14 protein-coding genes are annotated in these 20768 nt (G+C 32.5%); 11 read left to right on the top strand and 3 right to left on the bottom strand.

All coding sequences use genetic code 11. The features are described from left to right. Positions 1–2 precede the first annotated feature (2 nt). Positions 3–383, top strand: a complete 381-nt coding sequence (locus RCH18_RS01295) for a TraR/DksA family transcriptional regulator (protein ID WP_326934949.1) — start codon at positions 3–5, stop codon at positions 381–383. Between the two features lie 111 nt (positions 384–494). Then, a complete protein-coding gene (locus RCH18_RS01290) occupies positions 495–1097 on the top strand; it encodes a lipoprotein signal peptidase (RefSeq protein ID WP_326934948.1) in 603 nt (200 codons plus the stop codon). A 458-nt stretch (positions 1098–1555) separates the two neighbouring features. On the opposite strand, the gene RCH18_RS01285 is transcribed toward RCH18_RS01290, so the two are convergent. Beyond that, entirely contained in the window at positions 1556–5419 is a 3864-nt protein-coding gene (locus RCH18_RS01285) for a TIM-barrel domain-containing protein (RefSeq protein WP_326934947.1), read from the bottom strand. A 304-nt stretch (positions 5420–5723) separates the two neighbouring features. Here RCH18_RS01285 and RCH18_RS01280 point away from each other — a divergent pair, with 304 nt between their 5' ends. Beyond that, positions 5724–8192 carry a zinc-dependent metalloprotease gene (locus RCH18_RS01280; protein WP_326934946.1) on the top strand — a complete coding sequence of 823 codons (2469 nt, stop codon included), beginning with the start codon at positions 5724–5726 and terminating at the stop codon, positions 8190–8192. Between the two features lie 128 nt (positions 8193–8320). Here RCH18_RS01280 and RCH18_RS01275 read toward each other — a convergent pair whose 3' ends face one another. Next, positions 8321–8884 (bottom strand): 5-formyltetrahydrofolate cyclo-ligase, encoded by a 564-nt coding sequence (locus tag RCH18_RS01275; protein ID WP_326934945.1) that lies wholly within the window; start codon positions 8882–8884, stop codon positions 8321–8323. Positions 8885–8893: 9 nt separating this feature from the next. Next, positions 8894–9877 (bottom strand): succinylglutamate desuccinylase/aspartoacylase family protein, encoded by a 984-nt coding sequence (locus RCH18_RS01270; protein ID WP_326934944.1) that lies wholly within the window; start codon positions 9875–9877, stop codon positions 8894–8896. 130 nt (positions 9878–10007) lie between these two features. Between RCH18_RS01270 and uvrC the strand changes: the two genes are divergently transcribed. The 8 genes from uvrC (at position 10008) to RCH18_RS01230 (ending at position 20606) form a co-directional block, all read left to right on the top strand. Further along, on the top strand, positions 10008–11801 hold the full coding sequence (gene uvrC / locus RCH18_RS01265; protein WP_326934943.1) for an excinuclease ABC subunit UvrC: 1794 nt from the start codon (positions 10008–10010) through the stop codon (positions 11799–11801). Between the two features lie 10 nt (positions 11802–11811). Further along, a complete protein-coding gene (locus RCH18_RS01260; RefSeq protein WP_326934942.1) occupies positions 11812–14184 on the top strand; it encodes a patatin-like phospholipase family protein in 2373 nt (790 codons plus the stop codon). Positions 14185–14446: 262 nt separating this feature from the next. Then, positions 14447–15604: a homogentisate 1,2-dioxygenase gene (locus tag RCH18_RS01255; protein WP_326934941.1), complete on the top strand. Its 1158-nt coding sequence runs from the start codon at positions 14447–14449 to the stop codon at positions 15602–15604. A gap of 314 nt (positions 15605–15918) precedes the next feature. After that, entirely contained in the window at positions 15919–16071 is a 153-nt protein-coding gene (locus RCH18_RS01250) for a four helix bundle protein (protein ID WP_326935008.1), read from the top strand. A 133-nt stretch (positions 16072–16204) separates the two neighbouring features. Then, complete coding sequence (hppD, locus tag RCH18_RS01245; RefSeq protein ID WP_326934940.1) at positions 16205–17365, top strand: 4-hydroxyphenylpyruvate dioxygenase; 1161 nt, start codon at positions 16205–16207, stop codon at positions 17363–17365. Positions 17366–17659: 294 nt separating this feature from the next. Then, positions 17660–18427 carry a DUF3108 domain-containing protein gene (locus tag RCH18_RS01240; RefSeq protein ID WP_326934939.1) on the top strand — a complete coding sequence of 256 codons (768 nt, stop codon included), beginning with the start codon at positions 17660–17662 and terminating at the stop codon, positions 18425–18427. Positions 18428–18429: 2 nt separating this feature from the next. Beyond that, entirely contained in the window at positions 18430–19365 is a 936-nt protein-coding gene (locus tag RCH18_RS01235) for a tryptophan 2,3-dioxygenase family protein (RefSeq protein WP_326934938.1), read from the top strand. 20 nt (positions 19366–19385) lie between these two features. Then, positions 19386–20606 carry a M23 family metallopeptidase gene (locus RCH18_RS01230; RefSeq protein ID WP_326934937.1) on the top strand — a complete coding sequence of 407 codons (1221 nt, stop codon included), beginning with the start codon at positions 19386–19388 and terminating at the stop codon, positions 20604–20606. Positions 20607–20768: the final 162 nt, after the last annotated feature.

Here is a 20768-nt window from a genome sequence, read left to right as displayed (position 1 = left end):
AAATGACTAACCAAACCGCAAGATACTCTGATCTAGATTTAGCAGAGTTCAAAGAAATTATATTGAACAAAATGCAAAAAGCACAATCAGATTTAGATTTGATCAAAAGTGCTTATATGAATGACTTGAATAATGGAACTGATGATACTTCGCCTACATTTAAAGCCTTTGAAGAAGGAAGTGAGACCATGTCAAAAGAGGCCAACTCACAATTAGCGATCCGCCAAGAAAAGTTTCTTCGTGACTTAAAAAATGCACTTTTCCGTGTGGAGAATAAAACATACGGCGTTTGTAAAGTTACAGGTAAGTTAATTGGGAAAGATAGACTACGAATTGTTCCTCATGCAACTATGAGTATCGAAGCAAAGAACTTACAACGATAATAAATTTTAGATTCTAATTTAAAATTCCAAACTTCAATAATAACTATTAATTATTGGAATTTGGAATTTACTTTTTAGATTTTGATTACTTTTGCCATCAAATTTTATAAAATGTCATTAAGAAAAGCCTATCTCCTTATTTTTATTATTCTACTTGTCGATCAAGTTTCTAAAATTTATATTAAAACTAATTTTGTTTTAGGTGAAGAAGTGGAAGTGTTTAAGTGGTTCAAAATTCTTTTTATTGAGAATGAAGGAATGGCTTGGGGAACAGAAATACCAGGGGAGTACGGGAAATTATTTCTAACACTTTTTAGATTAGTAGCCGTTGTAGGAATAGGATATTGGCTGTGGGATTCGGTAGTAAAAAAGGACAGTTCTAATTTTTTGATTGTCGCAATTTCTTTAATACTTGCTGGAGCTTTTGGTAACATTATAGATTCTGTACTATATGGTATCATATTCAATGATAGTCATTACGAAGTAGCGACATTATTTTCTGATCAGCCTTATGGCACTTTGTTTCATGGTAAAGTGGTAGATATGTTATATTTCCCTTTTTGGAGTGGAATTTTACCAAGTTGGTTGCCTATTTGGGGAGGAAAAGACTTTACTTTTTTCAATGCCATTTTTAACATTGCTGATATGGCAATTTCAACAGGAGTAGGTATTTTAATAGTTTTTAATAAAAAAGCATTTCATAATCATGAATAATAGTTATTGAATTGTTTTTTGTAAGACGTTAATAAATTTAAAAAAAAAGTCCTTTTGATTGGTATCAAAAGGACTTTTTTTTTGTTGTTTTTTGTTAAGTTTAACTTTAGATTTTATAATAAAGAAACAACTGCATTTAATAATGTACACTTTTACTATTAACATTTGAGCATCGCGTACGAAAGTTTAAATTAACAATTTATATTATGTTGTATTTCTGATTTAATTTAAAAACGGCATTATTTTACTTGCATTAATCAATTGTTATTATGACTTAATGGAGTTTACTTTTTTATTAATTTTATAAAACTAAGTGGTTGTAATATATTAACTTTTGATAAATATAACTATTATAGTTATTTTGACAGTAATTTAAAATCATTTTAAAAATAAGCCCTTTCTATTTTGTTGAAAGGGCTTTTATTAATGTAAACTGGTTTTTAGCTAAAGAGATTAACTTACATTTTTAACGCATTCAAATTTTTATCTACTAGCATCATTTGCATCGGTTTTAAACTAAATTTCACTTTTTGTTTTGCTTTGAACGTGATAATAAACAAATCGGAGTTTCCTTCTAAAGCTTCTTGTTTTCCTAAATTTACGAAAGTAGGGTATAACACTTTTTCTCCATTAGAGTGTAATCTATCATTGGTTAGGTTTTCCATTTTCTTAGTGTTTAAAGATTGGATTCCAACAAATTCAAAATCTCTCGTGCCGTATGGAAGTGCAAAACTTAACGCATTTACAGATTTCAAGTCTTTGCCAGAAACTTTCACTTCAATCATTTCGTCTTTATTATAACTTTGTTTTGCAGTGGTTAAAACTATTTTTCCAGCTAAATTATCAATTTTAGTGTCACTAATGCCACCATCAATTTTTGTAGCTACTGTAGATACATCATACGCATCGATTAGTTTATTCTTGTTTACATCACCATTACTTACATACCCTTCAAAATCAGCATCACCTTGTCGCAATCCTATATAATTAATATATGAAGTTAAATCATTTCGATCAATCAATTGGTCATTGTTGATGTCGCCTGGTAGATAACTTGATGTTCCTGGAACTTTAAAAACATATAACTCACGACCAGTACCAAAATTACCAACTCCCTCGCTAACCATAATTTTTATAAAACGAACCGTTGGCTGGTTTTCAAATTTAAAGCTTTTTACCTCGGAGTTATTTTTCCATTCAAATGTACCTGCATCAATCCAATCCTGTTTGTCAATGCTGTAATATACTTTCCCTTTTCGTAAATTACCGTTGCCACCGCTCATTCTTGGTAAATAATCAAACCGCTCAATTTGGTTGCTTGTGTTTAAATCGATAACCATTTCAAAGGGAATAGCGTTTATATCCCATTTTGTATGCCACATATTAGCTTCATCATAATCAAATAACTGTTCAATTCCAGAGCCATCTTGATCTGGCACATTTAGTGTTGCTGTGATTCCTTTTATAGCAAACTCGAGCGGATTATTTTTTGTTTTAGCGTCGAAAGTAGTCCAGGCTGAGTAGCCACTTTTATTTACGGCGCGAAGTTTAAAACTATAATTTGTTTCGGCATTTAATCCATTAAACAATAATTCAGTCCCTTTGATAGTGGTGTAAAGCATATCATCGAATTCTATTTCGTAGAAATCAGCATTATTGACTTTGTTCCAAGAGGGTTTCAGCGTGTACGGTTCAGAATCCGACTCTAAAACAGCTGCGTTTTCTACTCCTGTTAAAGGTCCCGTGGTTACTTCATAATTGTCAATTGGTGCAAAACTAAAATCTTTTATTTCAACAGTTACTGCATTTTCAGTTGTATTGGTCAAGGCTAATTTTACTAAAATTTGAGGATTTTTAGTGATGATTACCTTTTCAAACTCACTCCCTTTAGTGGCAAATTGGTTTAAATTTGGCGCAGCATTATAAAAATAAACATTTTCTTTATTTTGAAAATCTGCTAAAGAATTCGCTTTAGATAATTTGAATTTTCTGTTGCCAATTTTAGCGGTTATTTTTTTAGGTTCTTGCGTTACATTAATCTTTAATTCAGTTGCTTTTTCTTTTACAAAACCATTAAAATCCCCTGTAGTAGCTTGAATTGTGATCGTAACTTTGTTCTTTTTAACTTCAGATTCTATTACAGTTGAAGTTCCTTTTCCTGCTTTATACCCTTCAGAAATCCCATCGTCATCATATTCCGTAAATAGGGATTTACCGTCAGGGTAAATTTCATAAATACGCAATCTAGTATCGATTTCGCCCACATTGTTATTAGGATTTACCATTGGGATAATTGCACCGCTTTTTACAAAAACAGGCAGTTTCCAAACTGGACTATCAAACTCATTAATAACGCGATTTCCTTGGAATTTTTCTCCACTGAAATAATCAACCCAAGTTCCTTCTGGTAAATAGATGCCATTTCGGATATCATTACCTTTATCATCTGATTTAGTAGTTTGATAAATAGGTGCTACTAGCAAATTTGGTCCATACATAAACTGGTATTGGGTTGCTTTTCCTTGTGTAAAGGAGTTTTTAGACTCTAAAAACATCGGTCGAATCATTGGTAAACCAGTCACAGCTTCTTTGGCAATACTATAAGCGTATGGCATAAGCTCTGATTTCAATTTTAGATAATGTCTGTTGATGGAAGTCACTGGTTCGTCTAAAGCATGAGGATATTTTGGGTTAGAACCCCATCCATCCATGTTTAATTGCATTGGAGTAAAAGTTTTCCACTGGAAATCTCTAGTATTTACAATTGGGTTTTTACCGCCAAAAATTCCATCTACATCCGAGGTAATGTTAGGTTGTCCTGATAATCCCGAACCTAAATAAGTAGGAATGTGAAAACGAATGTATTCCCAAACGCCACCCGTTTGATCACCAGACCAGATCGTGGCGTAGCGTTGCGTTCCAGCCCATCCGTCAAGGGAAATGATAAAAGGTCTTGCATCATTTCCGTATTGTGGCATGACCACTCCAGCATCGGCAACGCCATTAAGTCCAAAAGAATAGCCTTCCCCAACCCACGCCACATCTGTTTTAAGCACACGAACGCCAGCATCTCTAACTTCTTTTATAATATCTCTTTCTAAAAGCGCACTAATTCCCTCTTTAGGATGAAGATCAGATTGTGTCCAAAGTCCAATTTCAATACCGTTTTTTCGGGCATATTCACCAAAGCTTTTTAAGTTTTTAATATTGCCATCTAAAGTTTCTGTTTGGCCATAACCAGCGCCATACCCATCATTAGGCAAAATCCAGCCCAACGGCATATCGTGTTTTTTATAACGATCGATTACCCCACGCGCCGAAAACTGATAATTGTTTTTTTCTCCGTTTAAAGATTCTTTAATACCTGTATTGTCTTTTTGACTTTCAGAATAGGTTTTTCCATCTTCAAATAAAATTCCTTTTGGAGATTCTTTCCAATAATCACGATTGTAAGCATTCAAATGACCTTCGTAAAAGCCAAATTTCGGCAGCAATACTGGATTTCCCGTCAACTGATAAAAGTCATTTAATAAACCTGTTAGGGGTTCGTTAATCATAAAAAAGACATCTAAATAATCCGTTTCATGGGAGAGTTGCACGCTGCCTTTTGCTTTGGCGCCAAAATCATATTTCCCTTTTTTGAAAGTGTACCACATAATTCCGTATCCGTTAGAAGACCAATAATAGGGAGTTGGTGAAGCAACGCCACCATCCGTCCAACTATTTTGGTTTTCTATAGCAATTGCTTTTCCTTTATGAGAAAATCGACCGTTTTGAACACCGCCGCCATAGAAATATTCTTTTGGATTTTCTTTTAAAGTTAGCTTAACTTGCTTTTCTTCAAAAACAGGAAGTACCGTTTGTTCAACAATTACGGCTTTTGTTTTCGAGTTTATAATTTTGAATAATGAGGTATTTTTATCAAAAATAATCGCAATAGAAGCAGTGGATATAGACAGTTCACTTTCTTGATTGTTTATATCCAAAGTGGAAATTATTTTTCTAGGATTGTCAACTAATATATGTGCTTCTTGCTTTGCTTCGGGTGCGCGCATTGCTTTACCAGAATTATCTTGATACAATCTAAAAATATTCTCCCCATAAAAATCGAAAAGTATATTTTGATTGTTTGAAAAAGTGACCGCTATAGTAGTAGGATTAATTTTAGCTGCTGTTGTAATTTTTATAGTAGACTGAGTTGCTGTTTTAACAGTTTGGTTGTCGTTGAGTTGTTGTGCTTGAAGGTTGCTGATAAAAAAGATTGTGGTTACAGCAAATAAAGCACTGGCAATAGGTTTACCATTCCAGAATTGTGCTTTCATTTTAATTTGTTTTAGTAATTGTTTGTGTTAAAGGTAAAAATAGCAATCTCTGGCGAATAGTATCAAATTAGATGTAATTTATTTAAGTAAAAAAAAGCGATAAAAATATTTTGTTGTTATAAAAAATTTGCAAAGTGATTCTTTAATTTGTTTCTTTAAGTTTAAAAACATCAACAAATCTGAACAAATATTCAAAATCGCTTTTGTTTTTAATTGTTAATTTTTAGTTAAATCATTAAGGAATAATCATATTTGCAGGCTTAAAAATTATTTTTGAACAACCCTAACAAACAAAAAATACTAAATGAAAAAATTTTTTATTTTAACTGCGGTCTCTTCACTTTTGTTAATTCCTGCAACGCAGTTTGCTCAGTCTAAAAAGGAAAAAGAAAAGATGGCACAAACTGCATCCGCTGTTGCAGAGAAAAAACCAGAAACCTCGATTAAGGACTATGGTAAAGTGATTACCAAAGAGGCTAAATCTGATGATGGACTTTTTACTGTTCATAAAGTAGATAAAAAATACTATTTTGAAATCCCCAATAAACTTTTAGATAAAGACATGCTTTTAGTAAGTCGGCTTTCTAAATTACCTTCTGATTTAGGTGGCGGTTATGTTAACGCAGGTTCTGAAACCAATGAGCAATTAGTAGTGTGGCAGCGTTTTCAAGACAAAGTGTTGCTAAAAGTAAAATCATATAGTGCTGTGGCAGATGGTAGTTTACCCATTAGTCTTTCGGTAAAAAATAATAACTACGAACCTGTTTTGTTTGCTTTTGACATTGTTGCTTTCAGCACAAATGCTGAAAACACGGTTATTGATGTTACTAAGTTTTATAGCACAGATGTAAAAGCAATCAGCGGTCTTTCTGCTTCCATGCGAGAAACCTATAAAGTAAAAGGCTTAGACGATTCTCGTAGTTTTATAACAGCTATGAAAAGTTTTCCCATGAACATAGAGGTTATTCAAGACTTTAGCTATAATGCTTCCAATCCTCCAGTAATGAAAGATGCCGAGACTATCAGTATACAAATGAATCAATCGATGATTTTATTACCTGAAGTTCCTATGCAACCAAGACTAGCAGATCCTAGAGTGGGATGGTTTACAATGAACCAAATTGATTACGGAAGCAAAGAATTAAAATCAGATAGTAAAACGTTTATTCGTAGATGGAGGCTCGAGCCAAAAGATCCTGAAGCTTATGCTAGAGGAGAACTAGTGGAGCCAATAAAGCCAATCGTTTACTACATCGATCCAGCTACGCCAGAAAAATTAAGGAAATACATTAAACAAGGAATTGAAGAGTGGCAAAAACCTTTTGAGTCAGCCGGTTTTAAAAACGCAATTATCGCTAAAGATCCTCCTACAATAGAGGAAGATCCTGACTTTAGTCCAGAGGATATACGGTATTCAGTAATTCGTTATGTAGCGAGTACAACTCGAAATGCAGTTGGGCCTAGTGTCTCTGATCCTAGGACAGGTGAAATTATTGAGAGCGATGTGATTTGGTATCACAATCATTTGCGTTCCTATAGAAATAGATATTTATTAGAAACGGGAGCTGCTAATCCATCAGCTCGAACTTTAAACACGTCTGATGAAGAAATGGGTGAAATGATGCGATTTGTAATTGCTCACGAGGTAGGTCATGCGCTGGGTTTTCCACATAATATGGGAGCTAGTAGCGCTTATGAAATAGAAAATTATAGAAATGGCCCGTTTACTCAAAAAAGTGGAATAGCTGCTAGTTTAATGGATTATGCCCGTTTTAATTATATCGCTCAGCCGGGTGATCAAGGGATTCGTTTTATTCGTCAAATGGGACCTTATGATTATTACGCGTTAAACTGGGGTTATCGTGTGATTCCAAATGCTACTTCTCCCGAAGTTGAAGTTCCCACACTAAATAAATGGATTATGGACAAAGCAGGAGATCTAAATTATAAATTTGGTAAACAAAGTAGCAGTTTTGACCCTACATCTCAAACGGAAGATATTGGGAATAATTCGATGAAAGCGAGTACGTACGGACTTAAAAACTTAGAATATGTAGCCTCTAATTTGTCAAAATGGACAAGTGATGTAACAAATAATTACGAAGATTTAGATGAATTGTATAAAGAAATGCTAGATGTTTGGGGTAGATATGTAGGTCATGTTGTCACAAATGTTGGTGGCGTTTATGAAAACACTAAAAAACCAAATCAGAAAGGGAGTGTTTATGATGTGGTGCCAAAAGCAAAACAACAAGAAGCCATGCAATGGTTGCAGTCGAATGCTTTTTCATCACCAACTTGGCTGGTAAATATTCCAACATTAAAAAACATTAATTATTCGGGTTATACGGAGCGTTTTAGAGGTTTGCAAGTTCGTCATTTAAATACTATTTTGAGCCTTGATCGCATAGGACGATTGATGGATGCTGAAATTTTAGGAGCTAATAATTACACTGCTTCTGATTTACTTCAAGACATGCGCAAAGGGATTTGGAAAGAAGCTAGCTCAGGATCGAATGTTACTATTTACAGAAGAAACTTGCAACGTGCCTACATCGAAAGAATGAGTTTCTTGATGATTGAAGAATTAAAAGCAGGATCAAAAGAATATTATAACGTTTCTCAATCTGATATTAGAGGATTAGTAAGAGGTCAATTAAATATTTTGAAAGGTACGCTTGTAACCGCAAAAGGAGCAGCAGTTAACGCCGAAACAAAATTTCACTACTTAGATTGTATAAAGAGAATTGAGACTATTCTCGATCCAAAATAATAGTAATTATCGTAAATAGTTGTAAAAAAAAAGCTCGATTTGTTATCGGGCTTTTTTTTACAAAGATTTTTATTTTTTCAAAGACGGTATTGTCTAATTAATGATAAGTTTCAATTTTTTAAAATATATTAAAACTCATAAATCCCTTGAGGCGTTACACAATAATCCAATTGTACATCACCTGCAAATATATCTTCAATTAATTCCTCCGCTTCAAAAAAAGATAGTCCTATTTTAATAGTTTCTGCCTTGCACTCCGAAAGGAATTTATCATAAAATCCTTTTCCGTAACCTACACGGTGTCCTTTTTTATCAAAAGCTAAAAGTGGAATAAAAACAACTTCTATTTTGTCTGATGGAACTTGAATACCATCAACCGGTTCAGGAATATTGTATTCGTTTTTCTTGATTTTAGTATTATCTGTTAGTAAAAAATGAGTCATATTTCTAGTCTTAAAATCACTTTGAGAAATAATAGTTTCCTTGTCTTTGCCTGACAGTAAATGCAATAAAAACTCAGTATTTACTTCATTATGCTCCGTTATTGGTAGGAAAATGTGGAAATAGGTCTTTTGCCAGATAGGAAGTTTGAGTAAATTATTGGCAATAGCCAAACTCATTTCCTCTATTTCTCTTTCAGAAAATTCTTTTCGTAGCGCTTTGTATTTTAGTCTTAATTCTAATTTTTTCATTTCAATTATTTATTCGCCTTCCTCTGAATCTAGTGCATTCGATAAATGATAAATAGCATCACCTTCATATACGATTGGTGAATGATTTGCATTGATAATATAACCGGCATTTGGTGCTGTTACTTTCCTTTCAAATTTCCCGTATGGATCTGTTATGATTGCAAGTACAGTTCCTTTTTTTACAAACGTGCCAATGGTATTATGATCATGAAGTAATCCAGAACATTTAGCTCGAATCCAACCTGATTTTTCAATGTAAATAGTATTCGAAGGTTGTACAGTTACATCGAGTTTAGCGTTTAACATGTCTAAATGAGAAAGCAGCCGCTCTGCTCCATTTACCCCTTCATTAGTGACTGATTTATTGATATCAAGCGATTTCCCGCCTTCAAAAAGTAACATTTTAACATCCATTCTCTCGCTAGAATTACGGAACGAGCCCACAATATTTCTAGAATACAAAGTAAAAGGGGCGTTAAAGACATCCGCTAGACCTTTTAAATCTGAATTATTATGCGATATTCTAATTTGTGGAGCATTAAACCTACTGGCGCCACCAGCATGAAAATCAACAGCATATTGCACAATCGGCATAATTTCTGCAAGAATATAAAAAGCGAATTGGCTTGCTAACGAACCCGTTTTGCTTCCAGGAAACATTCGATTTAAATCTCTTCCGTCTGGAAATTCTCTTGATTTATTGATAAAACCATAAACATTAATAATAGGAATGCAAATAACTGTTCCTTTTTTGGGTTTATTTATTTTTTTACGAATCAACTGTCTTACAATTTCGACTCCATTAATTTCGTCACCATGAATCCCTGCTGAGAAGAGCACAATAGGCCCTTCATATTTAGATCGCCTTACTATTATAGGCATATTTAGTTTTGTTGTGGTATGCAATCTGGCAATTTCAACATTTATAGTCTTGTTTTCTCCCGGCATAATGCTTTCGCCAAAAAGAATAATAGGAGTTGTGCTTAATTTCATCTTTAAATCTTGAAAAGATAAAAATAACTATAATAACTAATTATGAACTATATTTCTTGTAAACTTTTATTCTAATTAGTTAACAAAATTTAAGTTTGTATATCGAAATATTTGCCATTAACTTTGTTCTATGACTCCAACTGCTTTAGCACTTCAAATCCAAACCTTGCCTGACAATCCAGGCGTATATCAATATTATGATAAAGAAGGCAAAATATTATATGTAGGCAAAGCCAAAAATTTAAAAAAAAGGGTTTCTTCCTATTTTAATAAAATTCATGATACGGCAAAAACCAATGTACTGGTAAAGAAAATTGTAACCATAAAGCACATTGTTGTCCCCACAGAAACCGATGCACTTTTATTAGAAAATAATTTAATAAAAACCTTGCAACCTCGCTATAATGTGTTGTTGCGTGATGACAAAAGTTACCCTTGGTTGTGCATAAAAAAAGAACCGTTTTCACGCATTTTTGCCACCAGAAGAATGGTCAAAGATGGCTCAGAATATTTTGGACCGTACACCAGCTTCAAAACTGTAAGTACTATTTTAGATCTTATAAAAGAGCTGTACCCACTTCGAACTTGCAATTATGACTTAACTAAAAGTAATATAGAAAGCGGTAAGTTTAAAGTTTGTCTCGAATATCATATAGGCAATTGCATGGGGCCGTGTGAGGGACATGAAACATTAGAAAATTATCAAAAGCAAGTAGATGCTATCCGAGAAATTTTAAAAGGGAATTTCAAAGAAAGCATGAAAGATTTCAAGCGAGTAATGATTAATCTAGCTGCTGATATGCACTTTGAAGAAGCGCAAAAAATAAAAGAAAAAATTGAAATTTTAGAAAACTATCAGTCGCGTTCTACAATTGTAAATCCTAAGATTAGCAATATCGACGTGTTTTCAATTGTTTCTGATGAAAGTGCCGCTTACATCAATTTTTTACAAATTGCTCACGGTTCCATCATTCGATCGCACACCATGGAAATCAAGAAAAAACTTGATGAAACTGACGAGGAATTATTGGAATTAGCTATTATCGAGCTACGTGAACGTTTCCATTTATTATCACGTGAAATCGTAGTTCCATTTCTCGTTGAAGTTGGTGAGAACGTAAAAGTAACTGTCCCACAACTAGGCGATAAAAAGCAAATTCTAGATTTATCCATCAGGAATGCTAAGTTTTACCGCATCGAACAGTTAAAACAATTACAAATTGTAGATCCGGATCGCCATACAAAACGCATTATGGCACAAATGCAAAAAGACCTGCGATTACCATTAGAACCGCGTCACATAGAATGTTTTGATAACTCTAATATTCAAGGAACAAATCCCGTTTCGGCTTGTGTGGTGTTTAAAGATGGCAAACCAAGCAAGAAAGATTACCGTCATTTTAACATAAAAACGGTCGAAGGTCCTGATGATTTTGCTTCCATGACTGAAGTGGTCTATAGACGATATAAAAGATTATTAGATGAAAACGAACCACTACCTAATTTAATCATTATCGATGGTGGAAAAGGACAATTATCAGCCGCACTTAAAAGTTTAGATGAACTCGATTTAAGAGGAAAAATTGCTATCATAGGAATCGCTAAAAGGCTTGAAGAATTATTTTATCCAGGCGATTCAATTCCTTTGTATTTAGATAAAAAATCAGAAACACTCAAAATCATTCAACAATTACGAAACGAGGCGCATCGTTTTGGAATTACCCATCACCGAGATAAAAGAAGTAAAGCAGCATTAAACTCCTCAATTGAAAGCATTCCAGGGATTGGTGAAAAAACGATGTTAGCTTTAATTCAACACTTTAAAAGTGTTAAAAGATTAAAATTAGCCAGCGAAAAAGAAATTTCTGAAGTGATAGGAGTATCAAAGGCCAAAAAAATTGTCGACTTTTACAACAATAACTAGTCTTTTTTTTATGAGCCTATTCCAGCTGTCCGTTTCAAGCTCTCTGCGAAAAATCTTTTTTTCTAATAAAAAAAAAGGAGCTTCTAAGGTCGCTCTTTTTTTTCAAGAAAAAATAGATTTTTCGCTATCGAGGCTTTTCACTTCCATCTGGGGCTTAAATCCATTTTCATCTAGACAATTTCTTACCATATTCTTTATTCTGTTTTCTATACTTTTTCTTTCACAAACCACAATAGCACAAGATATAAAACACCCAAAAATAGGTTTAGTTTTAAGCGGCGGTGGAGCTAAAGGTTTTGCTCATATTGGTGTTTTAAAAGTATTAGAAGAGGCTGGATTAAAAATAGATTATATTGGCGGCACCAGTATGGGTGCAGTTATAGGAGGTCTTTACGCCTCTGGATACAATGCAGCTCAAATTGATTCTATTTTTCAATCAACTGATTTCAACAAACTAATTAATGATTATATACCAAGATCTTCAAAAAATTTTTACGAAAAAAGAAATGAAGAAATGTATTCACTTGTTTTACCCTTCAAAAATTTCAAAGTTGGAATTCCCGAAGCATTATCGAAAGGACTGTATAACTATAATTTATTGAGTAGGATTACAAGAAATGTAAGGGACATTAAAGATTTTAATCAGCTTCCCATTCCATTTTTATGCATTGCTACTAATATTGAGACAGGAAAAGAAGTGTTGTTAAACAAAGGTAATTTAGCACAAGCAATGATTGCAAGTGCTTCATTTCCATCTTTATTTTCGCCAGTTGAAATAAATGGGGAGATTTTAGTAGATGGTGGGGTAGTTAATAATTATCCCATTGAGGAAGTGCGTAAATTAGGCGCTGATATAATTATAGGTGTGGACGTTCAGAACGATTTATTGGATAGAGATCAATTAAAAGATGCTACTAAAATTTTAGTTCAAATTACAAATCTACATTCGATTGAGCGTATGAAGAAAAAAATTGAAAACACAGATGTTTATATAAAACCAGATATCACTCAATATGGTGTTATTTCATTTGATAAAGGAAAAGAAATAATTATAAAAGGTGAAGAAGCCACTTTTGCCGTTTTTGAAGAAATTAAAAAATTAACGGATGAATCTAATCCATATAGAAAACCAAAACTTAATTTACAATCGGATAGCTTACAGATTAAAGCCATAAACACTAACCAATTAGCGGATTATACTAATGAATATATTCATGGAAAATTAAGATTCAAACCAAATTCAAAAATAGATTATCGTGATTTGAATACGGGAATAGACAATTTAAATGCTACACAAAATTTTGGTACGATTTCTTATTCTTTTGAAAAAAATAAAGAGGGTGTCGACTTAAATCTCGATTTAAAAGAAAACTCAACAAAAACATATTTGAAATTTGGATTGCATTACGATAATTTATTTAAAAGTGGTGTGTTGATAAATTTGACACGTAAAAAAACACTTTTTAAAAATGACTTAGCCTCATTAGATATTATTTTAGGAGATAATTTTAGATATAATTTAGATTATTATATTGAAAACGGATTTAATTTGAGCTTTGGCTTTAAGTCACATTACACACAATTTAACAGAAATATAGCTAAAGAAATCAGTACAATGGTATCCAGTAATGTTGATGTTAATACAATTAATGTTGACTTTTCAGATCAAACCAATCAAATATATTTTCAGTCTTTATTTGTCCAAAAATTTTTGATAGGTGGTGGTGTTGAATTAAAATATTTAAAAATTAAGTCTGAGACACTCGCTAATGTAGATCCTATAATAGATAAAAGTAATTATGTGAGTTTGTTTAGTTACATGAAATTTGATTCTTATGACAACAAATATTTTCCTAAGAAAGGATGGTTTTTTACAGGTGACATACAAACTTATTTATTCTCATCAAATTACACGGGTAATTTCCAACCTTTTTCTATTGCAAAAGCTGATTTTGGAGTAGTGGCGACATTATTTAAAAACGCTACTTTAAAAATAGAAACTGATGCAGGTTTCTCTTTTGGACAAGAAAGCGTTACTTTTTTTAATTTTATTTTAGGAGGCTACGGATATAATCCAATCAACAATTTTAAATATTTGTATGGATATGATTATTTAAGTTTAGTTGCAAATAGCTATATAAAATCAACGGCAACAGTGGATTATGAATTCTACAAAAAAAATCATATTAATTTTTCAGCTAATTTTGCTAATGCAGGTGATCGACTCTTTGAAACAGTAGATTGGATTTCTATTCCAAAATATTCAGGTTATGCAGTAGGGTATGGTTTAGAAACAATAATTGGACCTGTTGAAATGAAATATTCTTGGTCTCCAGAACAACCCAAAGGATTTACTTGGTTTAGTATAGGATTTTTGTTTTAAATACAATTTATATAAATATAAATTCCGATATTTGTTATTATTTAGAATAAACAGATAGGTTTGTTAAATAATCTGTAATTTATGATTAATAGAAATTTGGAATGAATAATTTGATAAATAGTTGTACAGTAAATAATAAGATTGTTTTTCAAATGGATCTTTTAAATTTATCCAAAATAGCAAGCAAATTAAAATATTAACCAGTAGTATCTTTTCATTTTCTATATAGATTTGATTTTCTAACTTTCTAATTCAAATTACGATGCCTTTATACCATAAATTGGGTAGTTTCCCTCAAAAAAGACATACACAATTCGAGAAACCCAATGGCGGTTTATATTACGAACAGCTTTTTGGAACGGAGGGCTTTAATGGACATTCATCATTATTGTACCACGTTCATAGACCTACACAGGTTAAAGAAATTGTAAACTCTTATTCTGTTGAGCCAAAAATTGCGATTGGGAAAAATATAAAATCATTACTTTTTAAAGGTTTTGAACTAAAACCGGAGGATGATTTCTTAGACAGCCGTAAAGCCATGTTAGTCAACAAAGATTGTACTATAGGATTAGCAGCACCTAGAAAATCATTTCGCAATTATTTCTATAAAAATGCTGATGCAGATGAAATGATTTTCATTCACAAAGGAACAGGAAAATTGCGCACCATGATGGGAAATATCCCTTTTAAATATGGTGATTATTTAATTATCCCAAGAGGAATGATCTATCAAATTGACTTTGATACAGATGAAAATCGATTATTCTATGTTGAATCTTTCTCACCTTTTTATACCCCTAAAAGATATAAGAACGAATCAGGTCAGCACCTAGAACATTCGCCATTTTGTGAGCGTGATTTTATTTTGCCTACTGAATTAGAAACGCACGATCAAAAAGGGGATTTTTTAATCAAAATCAAGAAAGAAGGAATGATGCACGAAATAGTTTATGCTTCACATCCTTATGATGTTGTAGGTTGGGATGGTTACAATTTTCCTTACGGGTTTAGTATCCATAATTTTGAACCTATTACAGGACGCGTACATCAACCGCCACCAGTTCATCAAACATTTGAGACGGCTACTTTTGTAGTTTGCTCATTTGTTCCAAGGCTATACGATTATCATCCAAAATCAATTCCTGCTCCTTATAATCACAGTAATATTGATAGTGATGAGGTATTATATTATGTAGATGGTGATTTTATGTCACGTAATAACATAGAGCAAGGTCATATTACATTGCATCCAAAGGGAATTCCTCATGGTCCAGCGCCAGGTGCGATGGAAAGAAGCATAGGTCATACAGAAACGCATGAATTAGCAGTAATGGTTGATACTTTTCGCCCGCTAATGGTAACAGAAGAAGCGATGGGACTTGATGATGGTATGTATTATAAATCGTGGGTAGAGTAAGAAAAATTAGATAATTAGATAATGTGACGATTAGATAATTTAAAACCGAATGGACTAAATGTGCTGTGAATAAATTACTAATTTTTAATATTTATTAATTTTCTAATTTACAAAATATGACATTCAACGAGGAATATAAAAGACAACGTAATTTTAATTTTGTATTAAAAATAATTGATTATACTGAAGAGCTGCAAGAAAAAAAGAAGTTTGTTATTGCAAATTAATTATCAAAAAGCGGTACTTCGATAGGTGCAAATTCAAAGGAATCACAGAACGCAGAAAGTAAAGCAGATTTTATCCACAATTTATAAATTGCAATAAAAGAGGCTGACGAAACAGAATATTGGTTGTTCTTATGTCATGCTCATCAAGCTTATCCTGATTGTGAAGGGCTTTTGAACGACTTATCAGAAATTTTAAGAATACTAAATAAAATAATAGCAACGACAAAATTGAACCATTAGAGAACTAGAAATTAGAAAATTAGGAAATTTGAAAATGAGATAAGTAAATTACTGATAATTCTCTCGATTCCAAATTATCGAAATAACTAATTAACTAATTATCTAATTAACCAATTATATAATTTAAAAGAATATGTCAAAAGAAGTAAAATCAGTGGAATACGGTTTAGAAAAAATATTTGAAGGAGCTCAAGATTTCCTTCCATTATTAGGAACCGATTACGTAGAATTCTACGTAGGGAATGCAAAGCAGTCTGCACATTATTATAAAACAGCTTTTGGTTATCAATCATTAGCTTATGCAGGATTGGAAACAGGAGTAAAAGACAGAACGTCTTATGTACTAAAGCAAGATAAAATCCGAATTGTCTTAACTACACCCTTAACTCAAGATTCTCCTATACATGAACATCTAAAAAAACACGGGGATGGCGTAAAAGTCGCCGCTCTTTGGGTTGAAGATGCTACAAGCGCTTATGAGGAGACAATCAAGCGCGGTGCTCGTTCTTTTATGGAACCAACAGTTGAAAAAGATGAATTTGGAGAAGTAATACGCTCTGGAATTTATACCTACGGAGACACGGTTCACATTTTTGTAGAAAGGAAAAATTATACAGGTGTATTTTTACCAGGCTATAAAGAATGGAAATCAGATTATAATCCAGAACCAACAGGTTTAAAATACATAGACCACATGGTGGGTAATGTAGGTTGGAACGAAATGAACACTTGGGTTAAATTTTATGAAGAAGTAATGGGATTTGTGAATTTCTTGTCATTTGACGACAAACAAATTAATACGGAATATTCTGCATTAATGAGTAAGGTAATGTCCAATGGAAATGGAAGAATCAAATTTCCAATAAATGAACCAGCTGAAGGAAAGAAAAAATCTCAAATCGAGGAATATCTTGACTTTTATGGAGGTCCAGGAATCCAGCATATTGCCATTGCGACCGATGATATTATAAAAACAGTTTCACAACTAAAAGCGAGAGGAATTGAATTTTTATCAGCGCCACCACATACCTATTATCAAGCGATTCCAGAAAGACTGGGAGATCACATGAAAATGATGAAAGAAGATTTAAACGAAATCGAAAAATTAGCAATCATGGTCGATGCCGATGAAGAAGGCTACTTATTGCAAATTTTTACAAAACCAGTGCAAGATAGACCAACTTTGTTTTTTGAAATCATTCAAAGAATGGGAGCTAAAGGTTTTGGTGCGGGTAACTTTAAAGCGCTATTTGAATCAATTGAGAGAGAACAAGCATTACGTGGAACGCTATAAAAAGCCCTTTTTTTAATGTAAAGTGCATTTTTAACCGATGAACGACATGTTTTTTTATAAATATAGTGTTAAAGTATATTTTTTATATAGAAAAACTTGTTTTCTTATTTACCTTTGCCCTCGCAAAACTAGAAGGGGTGGTTTCCTTCTTAATTTGATATAAATTTCATAATTTATAGTTTTTTGGTTAGTTAATAGCATAAAAACTCAGTCATTATTTGACTGAGTTTTTTTGTTTTTATACATTTGGAATGAATTTTGTAAATAGGGATACCAATCTTACTTGATAAAGCAATGAAAAAAATACTACTTATATTAATTTTAATAACCACAGTTAGTTTTGATACCCTACAAGAAAACGCCTTTGATGCTGGAGAGTGGATCAAACTTAGAATTCACTATGGTATTGTCAATGCTGGTTACGCTACTTTAGAGGTTAAAGATGCTGTTGTAAATAACAAAAAGTCTTTTCATGTCATAGGTAAAGGATATACTACTGGAATGTCTCGTTTTTTCTTTAAGGTTGAGGATGTTTACGAAAGTTATATTGATAAAGAAACGGGTAATCCCTATCAATATGTAAGAAAGATAAACGAGGGTGGATATACCAAAAATCAAGAGGGTTTTTTCAATCAAACAACAAATAGGGTTATCGTTAAAGATTATAAAAACAATTCTGAAAAATCACTTTTAATTCCTAAAAACACTCAAGATATATTATCTACATTTTATTATTTAAGGAATCATCCTAATATTGATAAGTTAAAAATAGGAGAGTCTATTGCAATTGACATGTTTTTTGATGATGAGACTACAAAATTTAAATTAAAATTTATTGGACGAGAAAATATAAGCACTAAATTTGGCGTTGTGCCTGCAATGATTTTTAGACCATTAGTACAATCGGGGCGCGTATTTAAAGAGCAGGAAAGTTTAACCGTTTGGATTTCAGATGATAATAATAAATTACCACTCAGAATAAAAGCTAGTTTAGCCGTAGGATCAATAAAAGCAGATATTGATGGATATAGAGGATTGAAATATCCTTTTAAAACAAAATAATAATGATTAACAATGAGCATACAGATCATCTTTTAAAAGAAATCGAGCATAAATATCAATCAATAAACCAAAAGACAGAAACACAACTTGAAGGCCTTTTATGGTCTAAACCCATTACATACTGGGATTATATTCAAACAGATGCTCTATTAAACCTTCAGATTCAAAGAACTACGCTTCCAGATGAAATGGTATTTATCATGTATCATCAAGTAAACGAATTAATCTTTAAAATGATTCTATGGGAGATGAAGCAGATTTCCTATTGCGAACAAATTGATACTGTTTTTTTTACCGAAAGATTAATGAGAATCAGTCGCTACTTTGATATGCTAACGTCGTCTTTTAGCATTATGGCTGACGGCATGGAAGTAGAACAATATATGAAATTTAGAAATACGTTAACTCCAGCCAGCGGCTTTCAAAGCGCACAATATAGATTAATTGAATTTTCCTCAACAGATTTAATTAATTTGATCGATCATCGTTATCGAGATACAATTGATTCAAATACTTCTTATGAATTTGCTTTTGAACACTTATACTGGCAGGCAGCAGGGGTAGATTATGGAAGTGGTAAAAAGTCTTATTTGTTAGATGAGTTTGAAAAAAAATATAAAAAAGCGTTTTTAAATCATATAGAAGAGTACAACACTATAAATATATGGCAAAAATTCATACAGCTTCCAGTAAATGATCAGAGAAATCCTGAATTAGTTCAGGCGATGCGCCATTATGACCGTACAGTAAATATTACATGGGTCATGCAACATTTGAATACAGCCAAAAAATATATAGATCATAGTGGCATAGGTGATGGTGCGGCAACTGGAGGAAGTGACTGGAAAAAATATATGCATCCTAAATTTCAAAGAAGAATTTTTTTTCCAGAATTATGGAGCAGTCATGAATTAGAAAATTGGGGAGTGGAAATTTAGTGTGATAAAAAAAATAAGGTTTGAAACAAATATTAATAATTATAATAGTACTTTTTTCGTTAGCGTCTTGTAATAAAAAAGAGAACATAAAAGTTAAAGAAATAGTTAAACCAGTATCTAAAAAAGAAGAATTTGGCTTTGTTTATGCTGATTTTAATGTGGTTCGTGATACTATAAAAAAGGGAGATACTTTTGGAACTATTATAGACAAGCAAAATATTGGAGACCATAGGGTTTATGACATTATTGCTGCAATAAAGGATTCTATAGATGTTAGAAATATTAGATATAATAAACCTTTTACTTTACTACGATCAAAAAGTAAAAAACACAAATTACAAGTTTTTATTTATCAACCAGATGCATTGACTTATTATGTTATTGATATGCGCGATACAATCATAAAAGCGTATAAAAAAACAAAACCAGTTACTATTAAAAGGCGGACTATAGGTGGAGTTTTAAAGGAATCCTTATCTGAAACATTAGGCAATGCAAAAATTGAGGGTGCGCTAGCCAGTAAAATTGCTAAAATATATGCGTATTCTATTGATTTTATGAAATTAAAAAAAGGGGACCGTTTTGCACTTACTTTTACAGAGCGATTTATAAATGATACAGTTTATGATGGAGTTGAGGAACTTGAAGCTTCATTTTTTGAATACAGAGGAAAAATTATTTATGCCTTCCCATTTGCTCAAAATCCTAATTCTGATAAGGTTGAATACTATGATGAGCAGGGCAAAACCTTAAGAAATTTCTTTTTAAAATCTCCAATAAAATTTAGCAGAATTTCATCGCGATTTTCTTCTAGTAGATTTCATCCTGTGCAACATCGATGGAAAGCACATAAGGGAACTGATTATGCTGCTCCACGCGGAACCCCTATTACCACGACAGCTGGAGGAGTTGTAGAGCAAAGTGGCTATACAGCAGGAAATGGTAATTTTGTTAAAGTAAAACATAATGGAACCTATTCAACACAGTATTTACACATGTCAAAAATATTAGTGAGACGTGGACAACGCGTGACACAAGGCCAAGTGATTGGTTTAGTTGGAAGTACTGGATTAGCAACTGGACCACACGTATGCTATCGCTTTTGGCAAAATGGAGTTCAAGTCGATGCTTTACGTTTAAAATTGCCAACAGGTGAGCCGATGACAGGAAGTAATAGAGCTCGGTTTATGGAAAAAATTGAACCATTGAAATTTGAATTAGATAGCATTGCGAATTTATAAGTTACAATGTAATGCCGAATATCTGCGCTTTTTTATAATTGCATAATCTCAAAATGAGATTATAAATCTTCTAAATAAAATTTTCATGCTTTCTATCTTGATTATAAAAAGAAAATAATTCTGATTAAAACAAATTTGAGTATTTTTGATGAAACCAAAATT

The organism is Flavobacterium sp. PL11, from assembly GCF_035985025.1.
Lineage (GTDB): Bacteria > Bacteroidota > Bacteroidia > Flavobacteriales > Flavobacteriaceae > Flavobacterium.
This window is presented reverse-complemented; position numbering and strand designations above follow the sequence as displayed.